This is a genomic window from Collinsella sp. AF04-24, assembly GCF_003465685.1.
Classification (GTDB): Bacteria; Actinomycetota; Coriobacteriia; order Coriobacteriales; family Coriobacteriaceae; genus Collinsella; species Collinsella aerofaciens_AP.
In genome coordinates this window covers 1-19050 of the sequence record NZ_QSBK01000022.1, presented here as the reverse complement: position 1 = coordinate 19050, position 19050 = coordinate 1, and the positions used below count along the sequence as shown (strand labels likewise).

General features: G+C 60.5%; 16 protein-coding genes. All 16 read right to left on the bottom strand.

What is annotated here, in order from left to right; translation table 11 throughout:
• Nucleotides 1-82 precede the first annotated feature (82 nt).
• Entirely contained in the window at nt 83-1135 is a 1053-nt protein-coding gene (locus DWV32_RS08610) for a MupG family TIM beta-alpha barrel fold protein (RefSeq protein ID WP_117757889.1), read from the bottom strand.
• A gap of 117 nt (nt 1136-1252) precedes the next feature.
• Nucleotides 1253-2683, bottom strand: a complete 1431-nt coding sequence (locus DWV32_RS08605; RefSeq protein WP_117757888.1) for a PTS transporter subunit EIIC — start codon at nt 2681-2683, stop codon at nt 1253-1255.
• 57 nt (nt 2684-2740) lie between these two features.
• On the bottom strand, nt 2741-3664 hold the full coding sequence (gene murQ, locus DWV32_RS08600) for an N-acetylmuramic acid 6-phosphate etherase (RefSeq protein WP_117757887.1): 924 nt from the start codon (nt 3662-3664) through the stop codon (nt 2741-2743).
• A 10-nt stretch (nt 3665-3674) separates the two neighbouring features.
• Nucleotides 3675-4526 carry a MurR/RpiR family transcriptional regulator gene (locus tag DWV32_RS08595; RefSeq protein WP_055310345.1) on the bottom strand — a complete coding sequence of 284 codons (852 nt, stop codon included), beginning with the start codon at nt 4524-4526 and terminating at the stop codon, nt 3675-3677.
• A 245-nt stretch (nt 4527-4771) separates the two neighbouring features.
• A complete protein-coding gene (locus DWV32_RS08590) occupies nt 4772-5377 on the bottom strand; it encodes a recombinase family protein (protein WP_035137411.1) in 606 nt (201 codons plus the stop codon).
• 177 nt (nt 5378-5554) lie between these two features.
• Nucleotides 5555-7690, bottom strand: coding sequence for a ribonuclease R family protein (locus tag DWV32_RS08585; protein WP_117757886.1), 2136 nt, complete (start codon nt 7688-7690; stop codon nt 5555-5557).
• Nucleotides 7691-7825: 135 nt separating this feature from the next.
• Nucleotides 7826-8746, bottom strand: coding sequence for a permease-like cell division protein FtsX (gene ftsX / locus DWV32_RS08580; RefSeq protein ID WP_089572231.1), 921 nt, complete (start codon nt 8744-8746; stop codon nt 7826-7828).
• Nucleotides 8733-9953: a cell division ATP-binding protein FtsE gene (gene ftsE / locus DWV32_RS08575; RefSeq protein ID WP_117583023.1), complete on the bottom strand. Its 1221-nt coding sequence runs from the start codon at nt 9951-9953 to the stop codon at nt 8733-8735. Before ftsE ends, ftsX begins: the two co-directional genes overlap by 14 nt.
• A gap of 450 nt (nt 9954-10403) precedes the next feature.
• Nucleotides 10404-11345, bottom strand: coding sequence for a transketolase family protein (locus tag DWV32_RS08570; protein WP_006235309.1), 942 nt, complete (start codon nt 11343-11345; stop codon nt 10404-10406).
• A 1-nt stretch (nt 11346) separates the two neighbouring features.
• On the bottom strand, nt 11347-12177 hold the full coding sequence (locus DWV32_RS08565; RefSeq protein WP_099432020.1) for a transketolase: 831 nt from the start codon (nt 12175-12177) through the stop codon (nt 11347-11349).
• Nucleotides 12178-12385: 208 nt separating this feature from the next.
• Nucleotides 12386-13276 (bottom strand): YitT family protein, encoded by an 891-nt coding sequence (locus tag DWV32_RS08560; protein ID WP_117757885.1) that lies wholly within the window; start codon nt 13274-13276, stop codon nt 12386-12388.
• A 166-nt stretch (nt 13277-13442) separates the two neighbouring features.
• Nucleotides 13443-14591, bottom strand: a complete 1149-nt coding sequence (gene prfB / locus DWV32_RS08555; protein ID WP_117757884.1) for a peptide chain release factor 2 — start codon at nt 14589-14591, stop codon at nt 13443-13445.
• On the bottom strand, nt 14591-17398 hold the full coding sequence (secA, locus tag DWV32_RS08550) for a preprotein translocase subunit SecA (protein ID WP_117757883.1): 2808 nt from the start codon (nt 17396-17398) through the stop codon (nt 14591-14593). The genes prfB and secA overlap by 1 nt, the downstream gene beginning before the upstream one ends.
• Nucleotides 17399-17705: 307 nt before the next feature.
• Complete coding sequence (rpmE, locus tag DWV32_RS08545) at nt 17706-18131, bottom strand: 50S ribosomal protein L31 (protein ID WP_006235303.1); 426 nt, start codon at nt 18129-18131, stop codon at nt 17706-17708.
• Nucleotides 18132-18497: 366 nt separating this feature from the next.
• Entirely contained in the window at nt 18498-18842 is a 345-nt protein-coding gene (locus DWV32_RS08540) for a hypothetical protein (RefSeq protein ID WP_117757882.1), read from the bottom strand.
• A gap of 1 nt (nt 18843) precedes the next feature.
• On the bottom strand, nt 18844-19050 hold a 207-nt coding region (locus DWV32_RS10240; RefSeq protein ID WP_222847442.1), incomplete at its 5' end, for a hypothetical protein.

Genomic DNA, 19050 nt, shown 5'->3' with positions numbered 1-19050 from the left:
CGAATATAGATCGGCCAACGCAGGCACACGCCACACGAGGCGCCTTCGTATGATGGGCCAATTGTAGCCCACGGGTCACACGCTAAACGAACCGTACCCCGAATCCGCGTTTGATGAACGGCAGCAGTTCCATTGCTTCGGGCGTGATATGGCCCGCAACGTTCATGCGCTCGTCACCGGGAAGATCGACCCGCGCAATCTCAAGCTCGCCTTCGTAGCGCCCATATCCGCTATTGCTCACAGCGATCGACCCCGCCTTTCGCGGCAGGCCGGCTCCGGCATCCGTCGGCACGGAATCCGGCTTAAGCTTCGTACGTGACTCCTGAGACCTAAAGATGAGGACACTCGAGTCGGGCCGGTCGTGATGAATCTGCCCGCGCACATAGGCATAACCGGGCTCAAGCTCGCATTGCAGGTCCACGTATCCGGCGGAAACTTGAGCAAACTGCGCCCAGCCCGCATCGGAAAGATCGGGGTCGCCGACCAACACAATGTCGCAATCGGCGCCATGTGCAAGCTCAAGCATATTGAGAGCAACCTTTGACGCGCGACCGCGCTGCGCCTCGACTGTCGGCAGTCCCTCGAATACCGGCCCGCGAACGTTAGCATCACCCGGCACAAAAGCCATGATTTCGAATCCAAGCGCCGCAAGACGAAGATTCGTCCGAGCAACATCTTCAAGAGCTAAACCGGTATAAGGCTTGGGGTAAAAATTGTGGCAGGCGGCAAAACGAGTCACATCGGCGCCGGCTTCACGCCACGATGCGATTTCATCAGAACTCACCGTCGATGCATTGACCACAATGCGAAATACACCGGACAGCTCCGCGACCCGCTGGGCGCTAAAGCCATAGTCCAAACGAAGGTATTCCAACCCCAGATCGCGCAGGTCCTCAATGCGCTCAAGCCCGAGCAAATCGCACGTGCGAGGCCCCACATCGGCAATGAGCGCAATGCCGCGGGCGGAAAGCAGCGACAGCACATGACGGACCTTATCGGCATACGCCGCTCCCCCATCCTCGGGAATATGCAGCGAGGTGAACGCATAGCGCGCACCCGCCGCGGCACCACGCTCAACCGTCCGCTCAATATCCTGCAGAGGGCTGGAAAGATAAATCGAAATACCCGTTTTCACGCTTCAACGCTCCTTTAAAAAAGGCCGGCGGAGCAGTTAGCCCCGCCGGCACAACCATAGCATCAAGAAATCTGCCGCGCACCGCGAGCCCCGAGCAACACGGCTCGCGATATCAAACTACTCGCCAAAGAACTCGTTGATCTTCTGCTCGTCGACGCCAAAGAACCACGTCAGGACAAAGCCGGCGGCATAGGCAAGCAGCATAGCGGCAACGTAGCCGAGCTGCTGGCCAGGAACAACGATCAGCAGGCCAAACAGACCGGAAACGCCCTGAGAAACCGTGCCGATGTGAAGCAGCGCCGCGAGCGCGCCGCCAAATCCGGCACCCAGGCAGGCCGTCACAAACGGACGAACGAGCGGCAGCGTAACAGCATACATCAGAGGCTCGCCCACACCCAGGATTCCAACGGGAATGGACTCTGCGACGTACTTCTTGAGCTTGGCGTTCTTGGTCTTAAAGTACAGCGCCAAACCGGCACCGACCTGGCCGCCGCCAGCCATCATAAGGATGGGAAGCAGGTAATTGATACCCTTGGTAGCGCCGTCGGGATCGTTGAGCATAGCGTGGATCGGCGTGAGCGCCTGATGCAGGCCGACGGACACCAGCGGCAAGAAGCCTGCCGACAGGATATAGCCGCCCAGGACGCCCAGCTTCTCGAAGATAAAGGTCAAAACGCTAAAGATGGCAGTCGTCAGCCATGCGCCAACCGGCTGGATGACGAGCATCAGAGCAAAGGCGCCGATGATGAGCACCAGCAGCGGGGACAAGAACGTGTCGAGTGCGTTGGGCATAACCTTGCGAATCTGACGCTCCATCCAGGCAAAAAATGCGCCAGCGATGAGAGCCGCGATCATGCCGCCCGCTGCGGGGTTGTACTGCGCACTGGTGAGCGGCAGCAGAATGGCAGTGGCAGGATCAGCCGCGCCAGGCGCAAGCAGGGGCATGGCACTGTTGGCGATACACATCATGCCGGCGATGCCGCCCAGCGCAGCGGAACCACCAAACTCACGTGCCGCGTTATAGCCCACCAAAATGGGCAGATAGGCAAACAGGGCCCAGCCCATGGAACGAATGCCTTGGTACCACCACTCGCCTGCAAGCGCGCCTGCCGTCGAGACGTTAATGACGTTGCAGATACCGTTGATGAGGCCAGCCGCAATGATGCCGGGAAGCAGGGCGACGAAGACATTGGAAATCTTCTTGAGGAAGGCCTGAACCGGCTTAGACTCGTACTTGGCCTTCTGCGCGGCCTTGTTTGTGGCCGCAGCATCAACCACGCTCTCATCGGCAACGCCTTTCGCAAGGCCGGTGAGCTTGGAGAACTCCTCGAGCACCTTATTCACCTTGCCCGGACCCAGCACGATCTGCATCGTGTCGTCCTCGACCAGGCCCATCACGCCGTCGAGCGCCTTAATACCCTCCGTGTCGACGTTGCCTGTGTCTTTGACAGTCACGCGCAGGCGCGTCATGCACGCCGCGTTTGCGAGCACGTTATCTTTACCGCCCAAAAGGTCCAACAGCTTTTGGGCCAGCTCTTTGTTCGTCATAACTCCTCCTCGTATTGGGTATCTCGTCTGGATGTCATATCAGCTCACGCCGCGCACCTATTGGGCGTCGGCATTGCTCTTCTCATGGCCACTCACCGCAGCACGGACATGGCCCCGCGCCCGCTCAAGAGCCACCGCAGCCTGCTCGGCATCGCAGTCCAGCAGTACCGAGACAATAGCGGTTTTTACGTGGCCGCCGGCATCTGCAAGCGCCTGAACAGCGCGCTCGCGCGTGCAGCCGGTCGCCTCCATCACGATGTTCTGGCCGCGCACCACCAACTTCTCGTTCGTCTGCTGCACATCGACCATCAGGTTTTGGTATACCTTGCCGATCTTGACCATGGCACCGGTCGAAATCATGTTGAGAATGAGCTTTTGAACCGTTCCCGCCTTGAGCCTCGTTGAGCCGGTCAGCACCTCGGGACCGGGCACGGGCTCAATGGCAAGATCTGCGCTCTCCCCGATCTTCGACCCTTGGTTGCAGGCAATTGCAATGGTCTTGCACCCAGTTGCCTTGGCGTACGCAAGGCCGCCCACCACATAAGGAGTACGACCGCTTGCCGCCAGGCCAACGACAAGATCCTTGTCCGAGAGTCCACGCTCCCGCAGGTCGCTCGCGCCAAGCTCCTCGCTGTCTTCGGCACCTTCGACAGCCTTGATAAACGCCGTCTCGCCTCCGGCAATGAGCCCGACAATCAGATTGGGTGACACGCCAAACGTGGGCGGACACTCCGAAGCGTCGAGTACGCCCAGACGACCGCTGGTGCCTGCGCCCATGTAAAAGACGCGTCCGCCGCGCCCGAGTGTCTCAGCAGCCCAGTCGATTGCTGTGGCAACCTGGGGCAACACTTTCGTGACCGACTGGACGGCACGAAGATCCTCATCGTTCATCGTCGTGACGATTTGCAGCGATGTCATCGTATCGAGGTCCATTGACCTTTGATTACGCTGTTCAGTCGTGAATTTTGTTAAATCGAGCATTTCATTCACCTCATCTTTCCTGTTTCTCGATGTAGTTTTGCTTAATGACATGCGTCGCCCGTTCGTAGTCACTGGCAACGTAAGCAGCGTACAGGGCATCGACAACCATAAGCTGGGCCATACGCGAAGCCATGGCACCGCTGCGGACCAAAGGTTCACTCGCAGCGACGCCGAGCACGGCATCGGCCATGGTAGCAAGCTTGGATGATCCATCTACTTTGGTAACGGCCACAACGGGACAGTTGTGACGTTGAGCCTCGGCGGTGCAGTCCAGCACCTCTTGCGTCAAGCCCGAGTAGCTAAAGGCGATTGCCATATCGCCCTCATGCATGTTCTTGGCACATAAGAGCTGATCATGCCAGTCGTCGTACAGATGGCACTCTTTGTCGACACGCATGAGCTTTTGCGCCAGGTCGTGCGCGACCAAACGAGAGGCACCAATACCGAACAGATTGACCGCGCGTGCCCGCTTAAGACGGGCCGCGCATCGCTCCAAGACGGTGTAATCGAGCGTTCGCGCCGTCGCCTCGATCGTGCGCACGTTGCTTTTCATCACCTTCCCCACGATACGTTCGACGCTGTCATCCATGGAGATGTCCTCGAGGGCTACGTCTTTCTTGTCACCTAAGAGCGCCAGCTCGGCAATCAGTTCGCGCTGGAACTCCTTGTAGCCCGCAAAACCCAAACGCTTGCAAAAGCGCAAAATGCTCGAGGGCGAGGAGAACGTGACATCGGCAAGACCGCGGACGGACAGCCCGACCACCTCGTGCGGATGAGCGCTTACATATGCGATGACATTGCGTTCCGCCGGGCTCGCGCTGAGCTCACGCTCGCGAAGCCGCAAAAGCAATCCATTTGCCATCTCAAACACCTCCGTTGAGAAGAATTAAAGACCAACGAACGATTCGTACCGGATATAAACAGCTTTTGCGGTACATTGTGCCGCATCGTGGCGCACAAAGGGCGAGCGTTCTACCGCTCGCCCCTCAAATCCGACCGCTCGGAAATACGCGCGACACAAAATAATTCAACAAGGTCGCATTATCGGTAACAGGGCTGTTACCGATACCGCCTCGCGTGGGCGCCAATCGGACGTGCCGCAAACCTCTACCCCGCCTCGCGCATCCAGCGATCGAACGTCCCCACGCACACGCCCAGGCACTTTGCTGCCTGGCTGCGGGTTATATCGCCTGCCTCATAGCTATCGCGCACCAGCTCAAACTGAGGAGGGCACGGCTTGCGAGGTCGACCGAAACGGACCCCTCGCGCCCGCGCCGCTGCAATTCCCTCCGCCTGGCGCCGATGGATATTCTCGCGCTCCACCTGCGCCACGTAGCTCAGCAGTTGCAGCACAATATCGGCAATCAGGGTGTTGGTCACATCCGGCGCGCCGCTGGCCCTGACGCGCGTGTCAAGCAATGGCATGTCCAACACCACAATGGCAACCCCGAGCTCCTTGGTAATGCGTCGCCATTCCTCAAGAATCTCGGAGTAATTACGACCAAGTCGGTCGATAGAAAGCACCACCAGCACGTCCCCGTCTCCCAGGACGTGCAGCAGCTCGCGATAGCGCGGTCGATCGAAGTCCTTGCCGCTCGCATGGTCGGCATAAATATTCGCCGAGCCCACGCCATAGGCGCCCAGCGCATCCAGCTGCCGATTAAGATTCTGATCGCGCGAACTCACCCGCGCATAACCATACACCGTCGCCATCTCATCCCCGCTTTCTTGTAAACCTGCCAAAAAGGGACAGGTTTATTTTGGTAGGTTTTACCTCTCGAATAGCAGGTAAGCGGGCGGCCGAGCAGACGGCAAGGTAGCCATGATCCAAATGCGGAGGGCGGCCCCGAAAGACCGCCCTCCGCTCTCCCGCCATGAGTCGAGATTTGGCTAATGGATAAGCTTAAAGTCCAAGTGCCCACGCGTGGTATTGACGCGCGAGACCTCGATAATCACGCGCTGACCCAGTTCATAGCGAGTCCCCGTGTCGGCGCCCGTCAGCGTGAGCGCATCCTCGTCGAACTCGAACCACTCGTTGCCCAGGCTCTTGATCGAAACCAAGCCTTCGACCTGCGTCAGGTCCAAGCGCACAAAGAGGCCCATGCTGCTGACCCATGAGACCGTTCCGGCATAGCGCTCGCCCAGGCGATCCTCATAGTACTGGGCAATCTTGATCTTTTGCGTCGCATGGCTAGCGGCATCTGCCGCGCGCTCGGCATCGCTGCATGCGCGGCAGATCTGCGGCAGAATGCGCGGCAGCGACTCGCGCCCCTTGCCGATCAGCCGCGGTGTACGGACCAGGGCGTCCTTGCCGCCGAGCTGCTCATAGGCCAACTGCAGTTTGAGCACGCGGTGCACCACCAGATCGGGGTAGCGACGGATGGGACTCGTAAAGTGACAGTAGCACGGCGCGGCGAGCGCAAAGTGGCCCTCGTTGCGCGGCTTGTACAGTGCGCGCTGCATGCTGCGCAGAAGCAGCGTGTTGACGAGCGGTGCGTTGGCCGTACCGGCGGCAGCATCAACTGCAGCCTGTAGCTCATCGGGACTCCCCAGGGCGATACCGGCAGCACGGCGATCGTCGATGATGCCCAGCTGCGCCAGCGCAACGGCGGCACCGTGCAGGCTATCGGGGCTCGGATCCTCATGCACGCGATAGCAGGCCTCGATATCACGGTCTGCCAGCCACTCTGCAACGCACTCGTTGGCGAGCAGCATGGCTTCCTCGATAAGCGACGTGGCACACGAACGCTCGCGCGCCACAATCTGCACGGGTACTCCGTCCTCATCCAATAGAGCGCGAATCTCGGCCGTGTCAAAATCGACTGAGCCGCGGGCACGACGAATACGACGGCGAAGTTCGGCGAGTTCGTTGGCGGCGACAAGAAAATCGCCGAGGTCGACGTTATAGCCGCGAGCAGTTTCCTCGCACGCAAGACCGCGCTCAAGCGCCTCCTCGCGCGAGGCCTCAGCAGCCGCAACATCCTCGGCCGCACCCTCCAGCACCCCATACTCCACCGCGCCGGCACGCACCAGCAGCGCCTCGGCGCCGTCATAGTCCATACGCACACGCGAGCGAATCACGCTGGGGTACGGATCGTAATGCCGCACGCGACCCTGCGCATCGAGCTCGATATCGACGGTAAACGCAAGACGGTCCTCGTCAGGGCGAAGCGAACACAGGTCACAGGACAGGCGTTCGGGCAGCATGGGAAGCACGCGATCGGCCAGATACACCGATGTCGTACGATGGCGAGCCTCAAGATCGATATGCCCGTCCCAAGCCACATAGTGAGAAACGTCAGCGATATGCACACCCAGCTTGTAGCCACCCTCGGGCGTGCGCTCAAGCGAAATGGCATCGTCAAAGTCGCGCGCGTCGACCGGGTCGATCGTGATGACAAAGCGGTCGCGCAGATCGCGGCGGAGCGGGTCCTTAAGCGCCGCGGACACATCGAGCGAAAGCCCCTCGGCCTCGTCCAGCGCGGCCTCGGGATAGCTATCGGTATAGCCGTAACGCGCCATCACGTATTGAACGCCCAAATCGGGCGCGTCATCTCCGCCAATGCGGCGTTCGATCGTCACGGTGCCCGATTCCAGGCGCGTCGGGTAGGTCAAAATGCGCGCGACAACGGCATCACCCGGGTGAACGCCCAGACGATCCGCCGAGGTATCCTCGGGCAGAATGAAGAAGTCGGCCTTCAGGCGCGAATCGAGCGGCTCGATCACACCGAGCGGACCAGCGGTCTGGTACGTACCCACCACGCTTATGGCTGCGCGCTCAACCACGCCTTCGATCACGGCGCGCCGCTCACCGTGCGGGCTGTTCTTAATGCTCACGGCTACGGTATCGCCATCCATGATCTCGCGCTTACCGCGGCCCATGACCTTGTAGTCGCCGTTTTCGGTTACAACGTAGGCGCTATGCTCATGGAGCTGCACGCGCCCGGTCAGGCTCGGACGGCGTTCGCTGCGCACCGGCCCGCGCTTATTGCGAGCTCCACGCTTATGCTTGTTATTGCGCCCCATGGCGCCTCCTAACTATCGATTGCGAACTCCAAAGAGTCTACCCAAATGATCCGTTTTCCTGCCGTCCCCTAGGGATCAAAAAACGGGCCGCCCCGCAAGAGACGACCCGTTGGAAGGGATGAATTCCAGGCATGCCTACACGCGCAGGTAGCGGCGCATGGCGATGGCAGAACCAAAGAGACCGATAATCACGCCGACCAGAATCAGCGCAGCATAGGTCACCAGGTAGTACTGCATCGGCAGGGCAAACGACATCCAGCCGATGCTCTCCTGCAAACGCGGAATCATCAGATTGCGCAGCAGCTCCAGAACGCCGATGGAAAGCAGCGAGCCCAAAATGGCCTGCAGTACGCCCTCGGTGATAAACGGGCCGCGAATGAAGCCGTTGCTGGCGCCGACCAGACGCATAATCGCAATCTCACGACGACGCGCCGTGATGGACAGGCGAATCGTGTTGTTGATGAAGATGAATGCGATAAAGGTCAAAAGGCCAACGAGCACCACGGCGGCGATGCGGATGTAGTTGGTCACCTGGAACAGGCGGCTCACTTCCTCCTGGCCGTACAGCACGCTCGCGTTGACGTCGCCGTCATCCGCGATCTTCTGGAAGTCGGCGTTCTTCTTGAGCTTCTGGGCCGTGCTCTCGACCTTGGACGGATCGTCCATCTCAATTGCAAACGAAGCCGGCAGCGGGTTCTGGCCATCGAGCGCGCTCATGGTGGCGTCGGCGTTGCCCGACATCTTGCTCGTATACTCGGCCAGCGCGTCGTCCTTGTCCTTATAGGTCACGGACTTGACGTTATTCCACGTCTTAAGCTCGGCCTCAAAAGCCTGAACATCGGCCTGATCGGCGTCATCGCTAATGAACGCGTTGATGACAACCTGATCCTCGACGGTGCCGATCACGGAGTTCAGCATCGCGGAGCCCATGATGAACAGGCCGATGATAAACAGCGAAAGGAAGATCGTGATGACGGCGCCGAGCGAGGTAGTCCAGTTACGGAAGAAGTGACTGATTGCCTCTTTGAAGGAGTAGCCCACGTTAGTTGGTGCCATAGTTGCCGTAACCCCCCCTCTCCTGGTCGCGGATAACGTGGCCGCCCTCGAGGGCGATCACGCGACGGTGCATGCTATCGACCATCTCGCGGTCGTGCGTGGCGACGATCACGGTGGTGCCGGTGCGGTTAATACGCTCGAGCAGCTTCATGATGCCCAGCGAGATCGCCGGGTCGAGGTTACCCGTGGGCTCGTCGCAGATCAGCAGCGGCGGACGGTTGACCATAGCGCGGGCGACGGCGACGCGCTGCTGCTCGCCACCGGAAAGCTGGTCGGGCAGCGAATCCATCTGATCGGCCAGACCGACCAGACGCAGCACCTCCGGCACCTGGCTGCGAATGACGCCCTTGGGCTTGCCGATGCACTGCAGGGCAAACGCCACGTTTTCGTAGGCGGTCTTTTGCGGCAGAAGCTTAAAGTCCTGGAACACGGCGCCAATCTGGCGGCGCAGGAACGGAACCTTGCGGTTCTTGATCTTCATGAGGTCCTGACCGGCAACCAAGATGCGGCCGCTCGTCGGCTTGACGTCGCGGTTGAGCGTCGACAGCAGCGTGGTCTTACCCGAGCCGGAATGACCGACCAGGAAGACGAACTCGCCCGGATAGATCTCGATGTTGATGTCGTCGAGTGCAGGCTTGTTGGGCTGTGCCGGATAGATCTTGGTGACATGCTCCATAAGGATGACGGGCTCGACACCGGCCTGCTTGGCCATCTTCTTGCGGCTGGCTTGCGGATCGATGGGCGCAAACACCGACGTAAAATCGGGGTTGTTGAGCGCGTTATCGAGGCTTGCGACCTCGGCGGCCTGATCGCTCTCGACCACCGGGGCAGCAGGCTGCGTGGGATCGGGAATAGCGGCAAAGAGACCGGACTGCGCAGGCTGAGGAACCGGCGTCGCAGGGGCCATGGGGTCGGGAATGCCGGCCATGGTAGGCTGCGGCGTGGCGGCGCCAGCCTGAGGCTGCTCCACGCGAGCGGTCACGGCCTGAACGGGCTCAAAACCCGCCGTGCCGGAAAGCGCGACATCGCTGGTGGGATTGTAGGCAAAGGGATCGGATGCCGGCTGTGCCTGATCTGCCGGCTGAGCGGGGGCCTGAGCAACAGGCTGGCCCTCTGAATCCGGAGTGGCGAAACGACTGCCCTGGACGCCTGTCTGCGTCTTGGGGGCATCATCGCCCGCACCGGAGGTACGGAAGTGGTTACCCACTGGTGCTCCTTATCGTCGTGCGTTTAAACTACATGAGCGCTTTGTATTTTAGCAGCATTAGCTTTGCTGCACATAAGAAGCATGGCGGGGTTTGGGTCTCACCGGCCGGGCGCAGGGTTACCTCCCAAATCGTCCTCGCGCATGGCCGGCATTTGTCCTGCTCCTGCGGAGCTGCGGACAAACGCCGGCCTGCGCTGCGGAAAGATTTGGGAGGTAACCCTGCGCCCGGCCTGCGGCTACTATGGGGCCGACGCACCAACTTGAGATGCTGCGCATACAAAGTTGGAAGGGTCTGAATTGCACTTTGTTAAGATGGGCCCGTTTCCCCATGGGAACTTTGCTTGGCAGGACTCTAATTTAAATTCAACAAAAACAGGGGCGCCCTCTTTGGGGATGCCCCTGTTCTGGCTTGGATGTGGTTGTTGAGACGATGCTTTGCCTCGTCTTGCCTTATGCCAAGAACTCCTTGGTGGTCGCCACGATGTTGGCGGCGTCCAGGCCGTACTTGTGCAGGAGCTCGGCACCCGGGCCGGACTCGCCGAAGGTGTCGTTGACACCGATCTTCTTGAGCGGCGTCGGGCACTGCTCACACAGGACGTCGGCAACGGCGCTGCCCAGGCCACCGATCACAGAGTGCTCCTCGACGGTCACGACGTGGCCGGTCTTGGTGGCGCTCTTGACGATCAGGTCGGCATCGATGGGCTTGATGGTGTGCATGTTGATGACCTCGGCGTCGATGCCCTCGGCAGCGAGCTGCTCGGCGGCCTCGAGAGCCTCGCCGACCATCAGGCCGCAGGCGATGATGGTCACATCGGCGCCCTCGCGCATGACAATGCCCTTACCCAACTCGAACTTGTAGGTCTCGGGGTCGTTGATAACCGGCGAGGCCAAACGGGCGAAGCGCATGTACACCGGACCGTCGCACTCGTAGGCGGCGCGCGTCACGGCGCGGGCCTCCACGTCGTCGGCGGGAACAATTACGGTCATGCCGGGGATGACGCGCATGAGGGCGATATCCTCGCAGCACTGGTGCGTGGCGCCGTCCTCGCCCACCGAGATGCCGGCGTGCGTGGCACCGATCTTAACGTTGAGGTGCGGGTAGCCGATGGAGTTGCGGACCTGCTCAAAGGCGCGACCGGCAGCGAACATGGCAAAGGTACTCGCGAAGGCAACACGACCAGTGGTCGCGATACCGGCGGCGACGCCCATCAGGTTGCTCTCGGCGATACCCACGTCGAAGAAGCGGTCGGGGCAAGCGGCCTTAAACTTACCGGTCTGCGTGGCGGCGGCCAGGTCGGCGTCGAGGACCACAAAGTCATCGTGCTCGTTGGCGAGCTCGACGAGGGCCTCGCCGTAGCTTACACGCGTGGCGATTTTCTTGACGTCTGCCATCCTAGAGCTCCTCTCCGGCGGCCGTGAGCTCTGCCATGGCCTGCTCAAACTGTTCATCGTTGGGGGCCTTACCGTGCCAACCCACCTGGTTCTCCATAAAGGACACGCCCTTGCCCTTGGTGGTCTCGGCGATAATGGCGGTCGGCTGGCCCTTGGTGGCGCGAGCCTCGGCAAAGGCGGCGCGGATCTGATCGAAATCGTTGCCGTCGGCGAGCTCCACCACGTGGAACTTGAAGGCGCGGAACTTGTCGGCGAGCGGCATGGGGTCGTTGACCTCCTCGACGGGGCCGTCGATCTGCAGGCCGTTGTGGTCGACGATCACGCAGAGGTTGTCGAGCTGCTGGTTGCCGGCAAACATGGCGGCCTCCCAGACCTGGCCCTCCTCGCTCTCGCCGTCGCCCAGCAGGGCGTAGGTGCGATAGTCGTCGCCCCAGTGCTTGGCGGCAACGGCCATGCCCACGGCGGCGGAGATGCCCTGGCCGAGCGAACCGGTGGACATGTCAACGCCCGGGGTGTCGTTCATGTTGGGGTGACCCTGCAGATGGCTGCCGATGTGGCGCAGCGTCTCGAGATCCTCCTTGGGGAAGAATCCGCGCTCGGCGAGCACGGCGTACAGACCAGGCGCGCAGTGACCCTTGGAAAGCACGAAGCGATCGCGGTCGGCCTTGCGGGGGTCGGCCGGGTCGACGTTCATTTCCTCAAAGTACAGATAGGTCATGATGTCGGCAGCGCCGAGCGAACCGCCCGGATGGCCGGACTTGGCAGCGTGCACGCCGGTGACGATGCCCTTCCTTACCTCGTTGGCAACCTTTTTGAGCTCTTCGTCGCTCATTGTGCCTTCCTTTCATCCTCTTAAGACAAGATGCGCACGGCACGGAAAGGTAGTCCCAACACAGCCGCGATGCACGTACGCCATTCATTATGCTGGAAACTGAGGGCTTTACCAGAGTTTTTATCATTATTTGAACAATTTAGCAGGCAGAACCGCTGATGAAACGGTTTATCAATGTGAACGTCTTTTGGATGGGACGCGGTCGGCCCTACGCGCTAATGTCCTTGAATCCCTCGCCGAAAGCTTCCGTAACGTCGGCGACCGTCACAATGGCGTGAGGATCGCGCTCGCGCACGATCGTCTTGAGGGTATTGAGCTCTCGACGGTTCACGATGACCATGATCACCGGCTTCTCGGCACCCGAATACATGCCAGTCGCCTTAAACTTGGTACAACCACGACCCAGGCCATACATGATATCGGCAGCGATATCAGGGAACTTGTCCGAGATGATGAGTACCATACGGCGTTTGTTGCCACCATCGACCACGGCATCGATCACGTAGCCGCTAATGACCATCGAAAGGCCTGCATATAGTGCATTTTCGATTGAAAAGACCGGAGCCGACAGCGCGCATACGGCAACATCGATCGCCATGACGGTCGAGCCCACGGGCAGCGAGGTATTACGCGAGATGATTTGGCCAATCGTGTCCGAGCCGCCGGTGTTGGCGCCGGCGCGCAGCACCATGCCGTAACCGATGCCTGTAATAATGCCGCCCCACATGGCAGGGAGCATCAGGTCCGCATCCGCCAGAGGTGATACAAACGGGGCGAACAGATCGGTAAAGAAGCCCAGCAGCACAAAGCCCGTCGCGGTCTGCACCACGTAGAACATGCCGCCCTCGCGCATAACGACCAGCAACAGCAAGGCGTTCATCACGATCGTCTGAATACCAATGGGAAGCGATATGCCGCGCGATGCGCCGACCGCCTGGATAATGGTGGCAAGGCCCGTAACACCACCGGCAGCAAGGCCGTTGGGAATCAAAAACAGGTCGGTCGCAATAGCGGCCAGAGCGCACCCCAACATAATCTGGGGCAGGTCGTGAAAGAAGTTCATCGATAGAATGCGCTTGATGTCCAGACGATATGCCATGCTACCTCCCTCAAAAAAGCGCACCCAAACGGATGCGCTTCGAACTTCTTGCTGTATTCGATTCTACCGATTCGCCGAACAAAAACCACCCCTGCGCAGGGTTTGCTTTGGATACAAAACCACCCTGCTCGGAGGGTTTTATCCATTTCCACATAAACCAAGCGGTTTAGGCAGATGGGGGCTCCGCGCCGGCATTGCCAGTGGCCCAACGATGGTAGCCAATAACAAACGGGTCCAGGTCGCCATCGTCAAGAACGGCCTCGACGTTGCTGGTCTCCACGCCCGTACGCAGGTCCTTAACCATCTGGTACGGGTAGAGCACGTAGCTGCGGATCTGGTTGCCAAAACCAATCGTGGTCTTGGGTCCGCGAATCTCGTCCAGGGCCTCGGCACGCTTCTCGAGCTCAATCTCGTACAGGCGAGCCTTGAGGATCTGCATGCACGCGGCCTTGTTCTGGATCTGGCTGCGCTCGTTTTGGCAGGTAACCACAATGCCGCTGGGGAAATGCGTCACGCGCACGGCGGAGTCGGTGGTGTTTACGCCCTGGCCACCCGGGCCACTTGCGTGGTACACGTCGACGCGGATGTCGTCGGGGTTGATCTCGATATCGATATCGTCGGGCAGCACCGGAATGACCTCGACGCCGGCAAACGTGGTCTGGCGGCGCTTCTTGTCGTCGGTGGGGCTAATGCGCACCAGGCGGTGGACACCGGCCTCGGCGCGAAGCATGCCAAAAGCATCCTTGCCTTCGACGGTAAAGGTCGCGCGATCAATGCCAATGACCTCGGCCGCGGGGCAATCGTTGATGGTGACCTTCCAACCGCGGCGCTGGCAGTACTTCATGTACATCTTAAAGAGCATGAAGGTCCAATCCTGGGCCTCCAAACCACCCTGCCCGGGCTTGATGGTCACAATCGCGTCGCCATGGTCGAACTCCCCGGTAAACCAGCTCGCAAGCTCAAGCTCGTCGATGGCGCGGGCCAGGCGTTCTGCCGTAGCGGCAGCCTCCTCGCGCAATGCGACGACGTCGGGGTCATCCCCCATCTCCTCGGCAAGCTCCAGCGCAGCGCGGGCATCGGAAAGCTCGCCGCGCGCGGTGTCCACGGCAGCGATATCTTCCTTGGTGCGCGCGATCTCCTCCATCGTGGCGCGAGCGGCATCGGCGTCGTCCCAAAAGCCCGGGGCGACGCTTTTGGCCTCGAGCTCCGTTACGCGGGTGCGCTTCTCGTCCAAATGGAGGTACGACTCAACCTCACCGAGCCGGTCCGCAAACGCGTCCAGCTCGGCGGGCGTTACCTCTAAAGCCTCAGCCATTAACGATTCCTGCCGTGGCAGTACTTGAACTTCTTACCGCTACCGCAAGGGCACGGGTCGTTGCGGCCCACGTTGACGTACGGATCGTCGCTCTCGGACTTGCGGTAGGTGGTCACCTTGCCACCGTTGTTGACGGCAGCCGGACCACCCTGGACAGCCGTGCGGGCCTGCACCTGCGCCTGCTTGCGCAGCACCGAGTCGCCGTTGTCACCATCGACCTCGGCAGGACCGGAGAAGTGCGCACCCTCGAGCGCGGGCTCCTCCTTGTGCTCCACGACACGCGGGGCAGCCTTGATCTCGATGCGCAGAACCGTGCGCAGGTAATCCTCGTACATGGTGTCGACGAGTATCTGGAACGCGCCGTAGGCCTCGGTCTTGTACTCGACCAGCGGGTCGCGCTGGCCAAAGCCGCGCAGGCCGATGCCGGTCTTGAGGTAGTCCATCTCCTGCAGGTAGTTCATCCAGCGGGTATCGATGACGCGCAGCATGACCTGGGTGTTGAGCTCGCGCATCAGGTCCTCGCCCAAGCGCTCGGCCTTCATGTTGTAGCACTTCTCTACGTAAGCCAGGACATCGGCAGCCAGAGCCTCATAATCCTCGTCGGGGAACTTCGGCGTATCGATGTGGCCGGTGAGCTCCACAACCCACTTGCGCAGGCCCTCCAGGTCGCGCTCGCCATCGTGACTGTCCTTGGTGCAGAACTCCTGAACGCAGCGGTACACGGTGTCGTGCATGACCTCGGTGATGTGGTCGGTCAGGTCCTTGCCGTCCAGAATCTTATTGCGCTCAGCGTAGATGACCTGGCGCTGCTTGTTCATGACGTCGTCGTACTCAAGGACGCTCTTGCGCATGGAGAAGTTGATGCTCTCGACCTTGTGCTGGGCGCTCTCGACGGCCTTGGAGATGATCTTGTGCTGGATGGGCATGTCGTCGCCCATGTCGGCCGTGACCATCATCTTGGAGACGCGGTCCATCTTGTCGCCACCGAACAGGCGCATGAGGTCGTCCTCGAGCGACAGGTAGAACTGGGTCTCGCCCGGATCGCCCTGACGGCCGGAGCGGCCGCGCAGCTGGTTGTCGATACGACGGGACTCGTGGCGCTCGGTGCCGATAACGGTCAGGCCGCCGGCGGCAAGCACGCGCTCGCGCTCGGCCTTGCAGGTCTCCTTGGCCTCGGCGTTAAACTGCTCAAGCTGCTCGGGCGTCACGTCCTCCATGGTCAGGCCCTCGTACTCAAGGCGTTCGCGCACCAGCTCGTCGGGGTTGCCGCCCAACAGGATGTCGGTACCACGACCGGCCATGTTGGTAGCGATGGTCACGGCGCCATAGCGACCAGCCTGGGCAACGATATGGGCCTCGCGCTCGTGGTGCTTGGCGTTGAGGACCTCGTGCGCGATGCCGCGCTTGGTAAGGGCGGCCGACAGTTTCTCGGAGCTTTCGATGGAGACGGTGCCCACCAGGACCGGCTGGCCCTTGGCGTGACGTCGCTCGACGTCGTCGGCAACGGCGTTGTATTTGGCCTGGATGGTGCGGTACACCAGGTCCTCGTGGTCAACACGCTGCACGGGCTTGTTGGAGGGGATGACCTCGACGGGTAGCTTGTAGATCTCGCGGAACTCGGCATCCTCGGTGAGTGCCGTACCGGTCATACCGGAGAGCTTGTCATACAGACGGAAATAGTTCTGCAGGGTGATGGTTGCCAGCGTCTGGTTCTCCTCGCGCACGAGCACGCCCTCTTTGGCCTCGATGGCCTGGTGCAGGCCCTCGGAATAGCGGCGGCCTTCCATGATGCGGCCGGTAAACTCGTCGACGATCTTAACCTCGCCGTTGGTGACCACGTACTGCTTGTCGCGATGGAACATGTACTGGGCCTTCAGCGCCTGCTGCAGGTGGTTGACCAGCTGGCCCGAAAGGTCGGCGTAGATATCCTCGATACCCAGACGGCGCTCGATCTTCTTAAGGCCGCGCTCGGTGGCGGCAATGGTGTGCTTGGCCTCGTCCATGACGTAGTCGCCCGTGGGCTCCACATCCTCGGTGGCGGTGAGCATGTCATGCGACACGTCCTCGCCGCGCTCCAGGCCGCGCACGGCGCGCGCAAAGTCCTTGTAGGTGCTGGCCGACTTGGTGCCGGCGCCCGAGATGATGAGCGGCGTCCTGGCCTCATCGATCAGGATGGAGTCGACCTCGTCGACGATGGCGTAGTTGTGGCCGCGCTGTACGCGCTGCTCGGGGCGGGTGACCATGTTGTCGCGCAGGTAGTCGAAACCGAACTCGGAGTTGGTGCCGTAGGTGACGTCTGCCTGGTAGGCCGGACGCTTGAGCTCGAGCGGCATGTTGTTCTGGAGCAGACCGACGGTCATGCCCAGGTACTTATAGATGCGGCCCATCCACTCGGAGTCGCGCTTGGCAAGGTAATCATTGACAGTAACGACGTGCACGCCCTTGCCGGCAATAGCGTTGAGATAGCCAGCCAACGTGGAGACGAGGGTCTTACCTTCGCCGGTCTTCATCTCGGCGATGTGGCCCTCGTGCAGTGCCATGGCGCCAATGAGCTGCACGTCAAAGTGGCGCATACCCATGGTGCGCTTGGAAGCCTCACGCACGGTGGCAAAGGCCTCGGGGAGCATGTCGTCAAGCGACTCGCCGTTGGCGTAACGCTCGCGGAACTTATCGGTCTGGCCGCGGAGTTCCTCCTCGGTCATCTTCTCAAACTGGGGCTCAAGACCGTTGATCTGGTCGACGATCTTGTAGTAGCGCTTAAGGTCCTTATCGGATCCAAAGGACAGCAGCTTTGACATGAATCCCATGTGGTTTTCCTTTTTGGCCATCGCCCACGCCGTGCAGCTGCGGGCGAGTTAAACACAGATGATTGTACTTTAGCCAAACAAGGCGCGGCCTATACGGTCGACCTCGACCGCCACGTAATAACTATGACCAACCTGCCACAATGGGACAGGTTTATTTTGGCAAGTTTTATCTGAGCAAACGCCGTCTCTCTGCCATTTGGTGCCACGGGGACAGGTTAGCTTGCACCAATAAAAAGAAAAGGGCCGCGCACCCAAACGGATGCACGGCCCTTATGCCATGAATGCGAGCGATTCCGCGGCGAGCTAGTTACTCAGCAGCCTCGGTGGTCTCGGCCTCGGCAGCGGCCTCCTCGACGGGAGCCTCTGCGGGAGCCTCGGCGGCCTGCTTGGCAGCCTCCTCGGCGAACTTAGCAGCACGCTTAGCCTTCTCGGCAGCCTTAGCCTCAGCGGCGGCCTTGCGAGCGGCCTCGGCCTCAGCAGCCTTGGCGGCCTTGGCGGCCTTGGCCTCCTCAGCCTTCTTGAGCTGGGCGGCAGCGGCGCCACCGAACTTGTCGGCGAAGCGCTGGACGCGTCCACCGGTGTCGACGAACTTCTGCTGGCCGGTGTAGAACGGGTGGCACTCGTTGCAAAGCTCGACCTTCATCTCGGACACGGTAGCGTGCGTCTTGAAGGTGTTGCCGCAGGAGCACGTCACCGTGCACTCGACATACTGGGGATGGATACCCTGCTTCATGGTAGGACTCCTTATTGGTCAGGCGCTGGTTACCGATCAGCGCATAAGGCGTCTTGGTTTCCGACCAAGACAACAAACTTGGCTATGGTACCACGGCGCCGCGCGTCCCACAAAAGGTTCACGGTCTTTTCGGAACGACACGAATCTGACCCATCGAAACACATCTCCACCGTTCCTTCAACTGGGAAAATGCCGTCCCCGGGGCCTGAGAAGTGCCCCGGGGACGTTCGACTGACTGCGGGAACGGCCTTTCCGCTCAATGTGTTCGGCTGAGATCGGAAATCAACCAAACTGAACCAGGTTCAGCTGGCATGGTTAAAAACGGGGGCGACGCTTTTGCGTCGCCCCTCGTCCCAGCCGGTTGCTTTAGTTGTACACACGGTAGTTACACTTGAACTGGGTTATGTGTCCATAGCTGGAGCGGTACCAACCCGACGTATAGCTGATTGCCTCTGCGCCTAGATAGTCGTAGCCCTTGTTGTAGCGAAGCTGACGGTAGGTCGTGTCGTACTCTGCTACGTAAAACGTGTCTCCAGAGAAGGCTTTGTACCGGTCTTTAACCGTCGAAGCCATGTACGCGGGTTCGACATCGCCTTTCTCTCCGTTGAGCGCATAGACGGGTGCCGCGATTCCGCATAAAGCCGTTGCCACGAGGATGGCGTAGACAGCCATGCGCGACGCATTGGACTTCAGCTGTTCAAATAGTTTCATGTCATTCACCTCGCTCGTATGTATCGAGGTATTCCTGCTTGAGCGTCTGCGAGGACGACTTGATCTTTTCCACGAGCGCGCCGGCCTCGATGAAGTAGAACGAGTTGGTGAGGTCTGCCAGGTCGTCGAGCAGATGGCTTGAAATGAGCACGCTGCGTCCCCGCGCCACCTCGCTGCGCATCGCGTCGCAGGAGGTTTTCCGCTTTCC

Coding starts and splice junctions, on each gene's coding strand:
- DWV32_RS08605 (WP_117757888.1), bottom strand. CDS start 2,683: ATGACGAACAAAGAGCTGGCCCAAAAGCTGTTGGACCTTTTGGGCGGT.
- murQ (WP_117757887.1), bottom strand. CDS start 3,664: ATGCTCGATTTAACAAAATTCACGACTGAACAGCGTAATCAAAGGTCA.
- DWV32_RS08595 (WP_055310345.1), bottom strand. CDS start 4,526: ATGGCAAATGGATTGCTTTTGCGGCTTCGCGAGCGTGAGCTCAGCGCG.
- DWV32_RS08590 (WP_035137411.1), bottom strand. CDS start 5,377: ATGGCGACGGTGTATGGTTATGCGCGGGTGAGTTCGCGCGATCAGAAT.
- DWV32_RS08585 (WP_117757886.1), bottom strand. CDS start 7,690: ATGGGGCGCAATAACAAGCATAAGCGTGGAGCTCGCAATAAGCGCGGG.
- ftsX (WP_089572231.1), bottom strand. CDS start 8,746: ATGGCACCAACTAACGTGGGCTACTCCTTCAAAGAGGCAATCAGTCAC.
- DWV32_RS08570 (WP_006235309.1), bottom strand. CDS start 11,345: ATGGCAGACGTCAAGAAAATCGCCACGCGTGTAAGCTACGGCGAGGCC.
- DWV32_RS08565 (WP_099432020.1), bottom strand. CDS start 12,177: ATGAGCGACGAAGAGCTCAAAAAGGTTGCCAACGAGGTAAGGAAGGGC.
- DWV32_RS08560 (WP_117757885.1), bottom strand. CDS start 13,276: ATGGCATATCGTCTGGACATCAAGCGCATTCTATCGATGAACTTCTTT.
- prfB (WP_117757884.1), bottom strand. CDS start 14,591: ATGGCTGAGGCTTTAGAGGTAACGCCCGCCGAGCTGGACGCGTTTGCG.
- secA (WP_117757883.1), bottom strand. CDS start 17,398: ATGGGATTCATGTCAAAGCTGCTGTCCTTTGGATCCGATAAGGACCTT.
- rpmE (WP_006235303.1), bottom strand. CDS start 18,131: ATGAAGCAGGGTATCCATCCCCAGTATGTCGAGTGCACGGTGACGTGC.
- DWV32_RS08540 (WP_117757882.1), bottom strand. CDS start 18,842: ATGAAACTATTTGAACAGCTGAAGTCCAATGCGTCGCGCATGGCTGTC.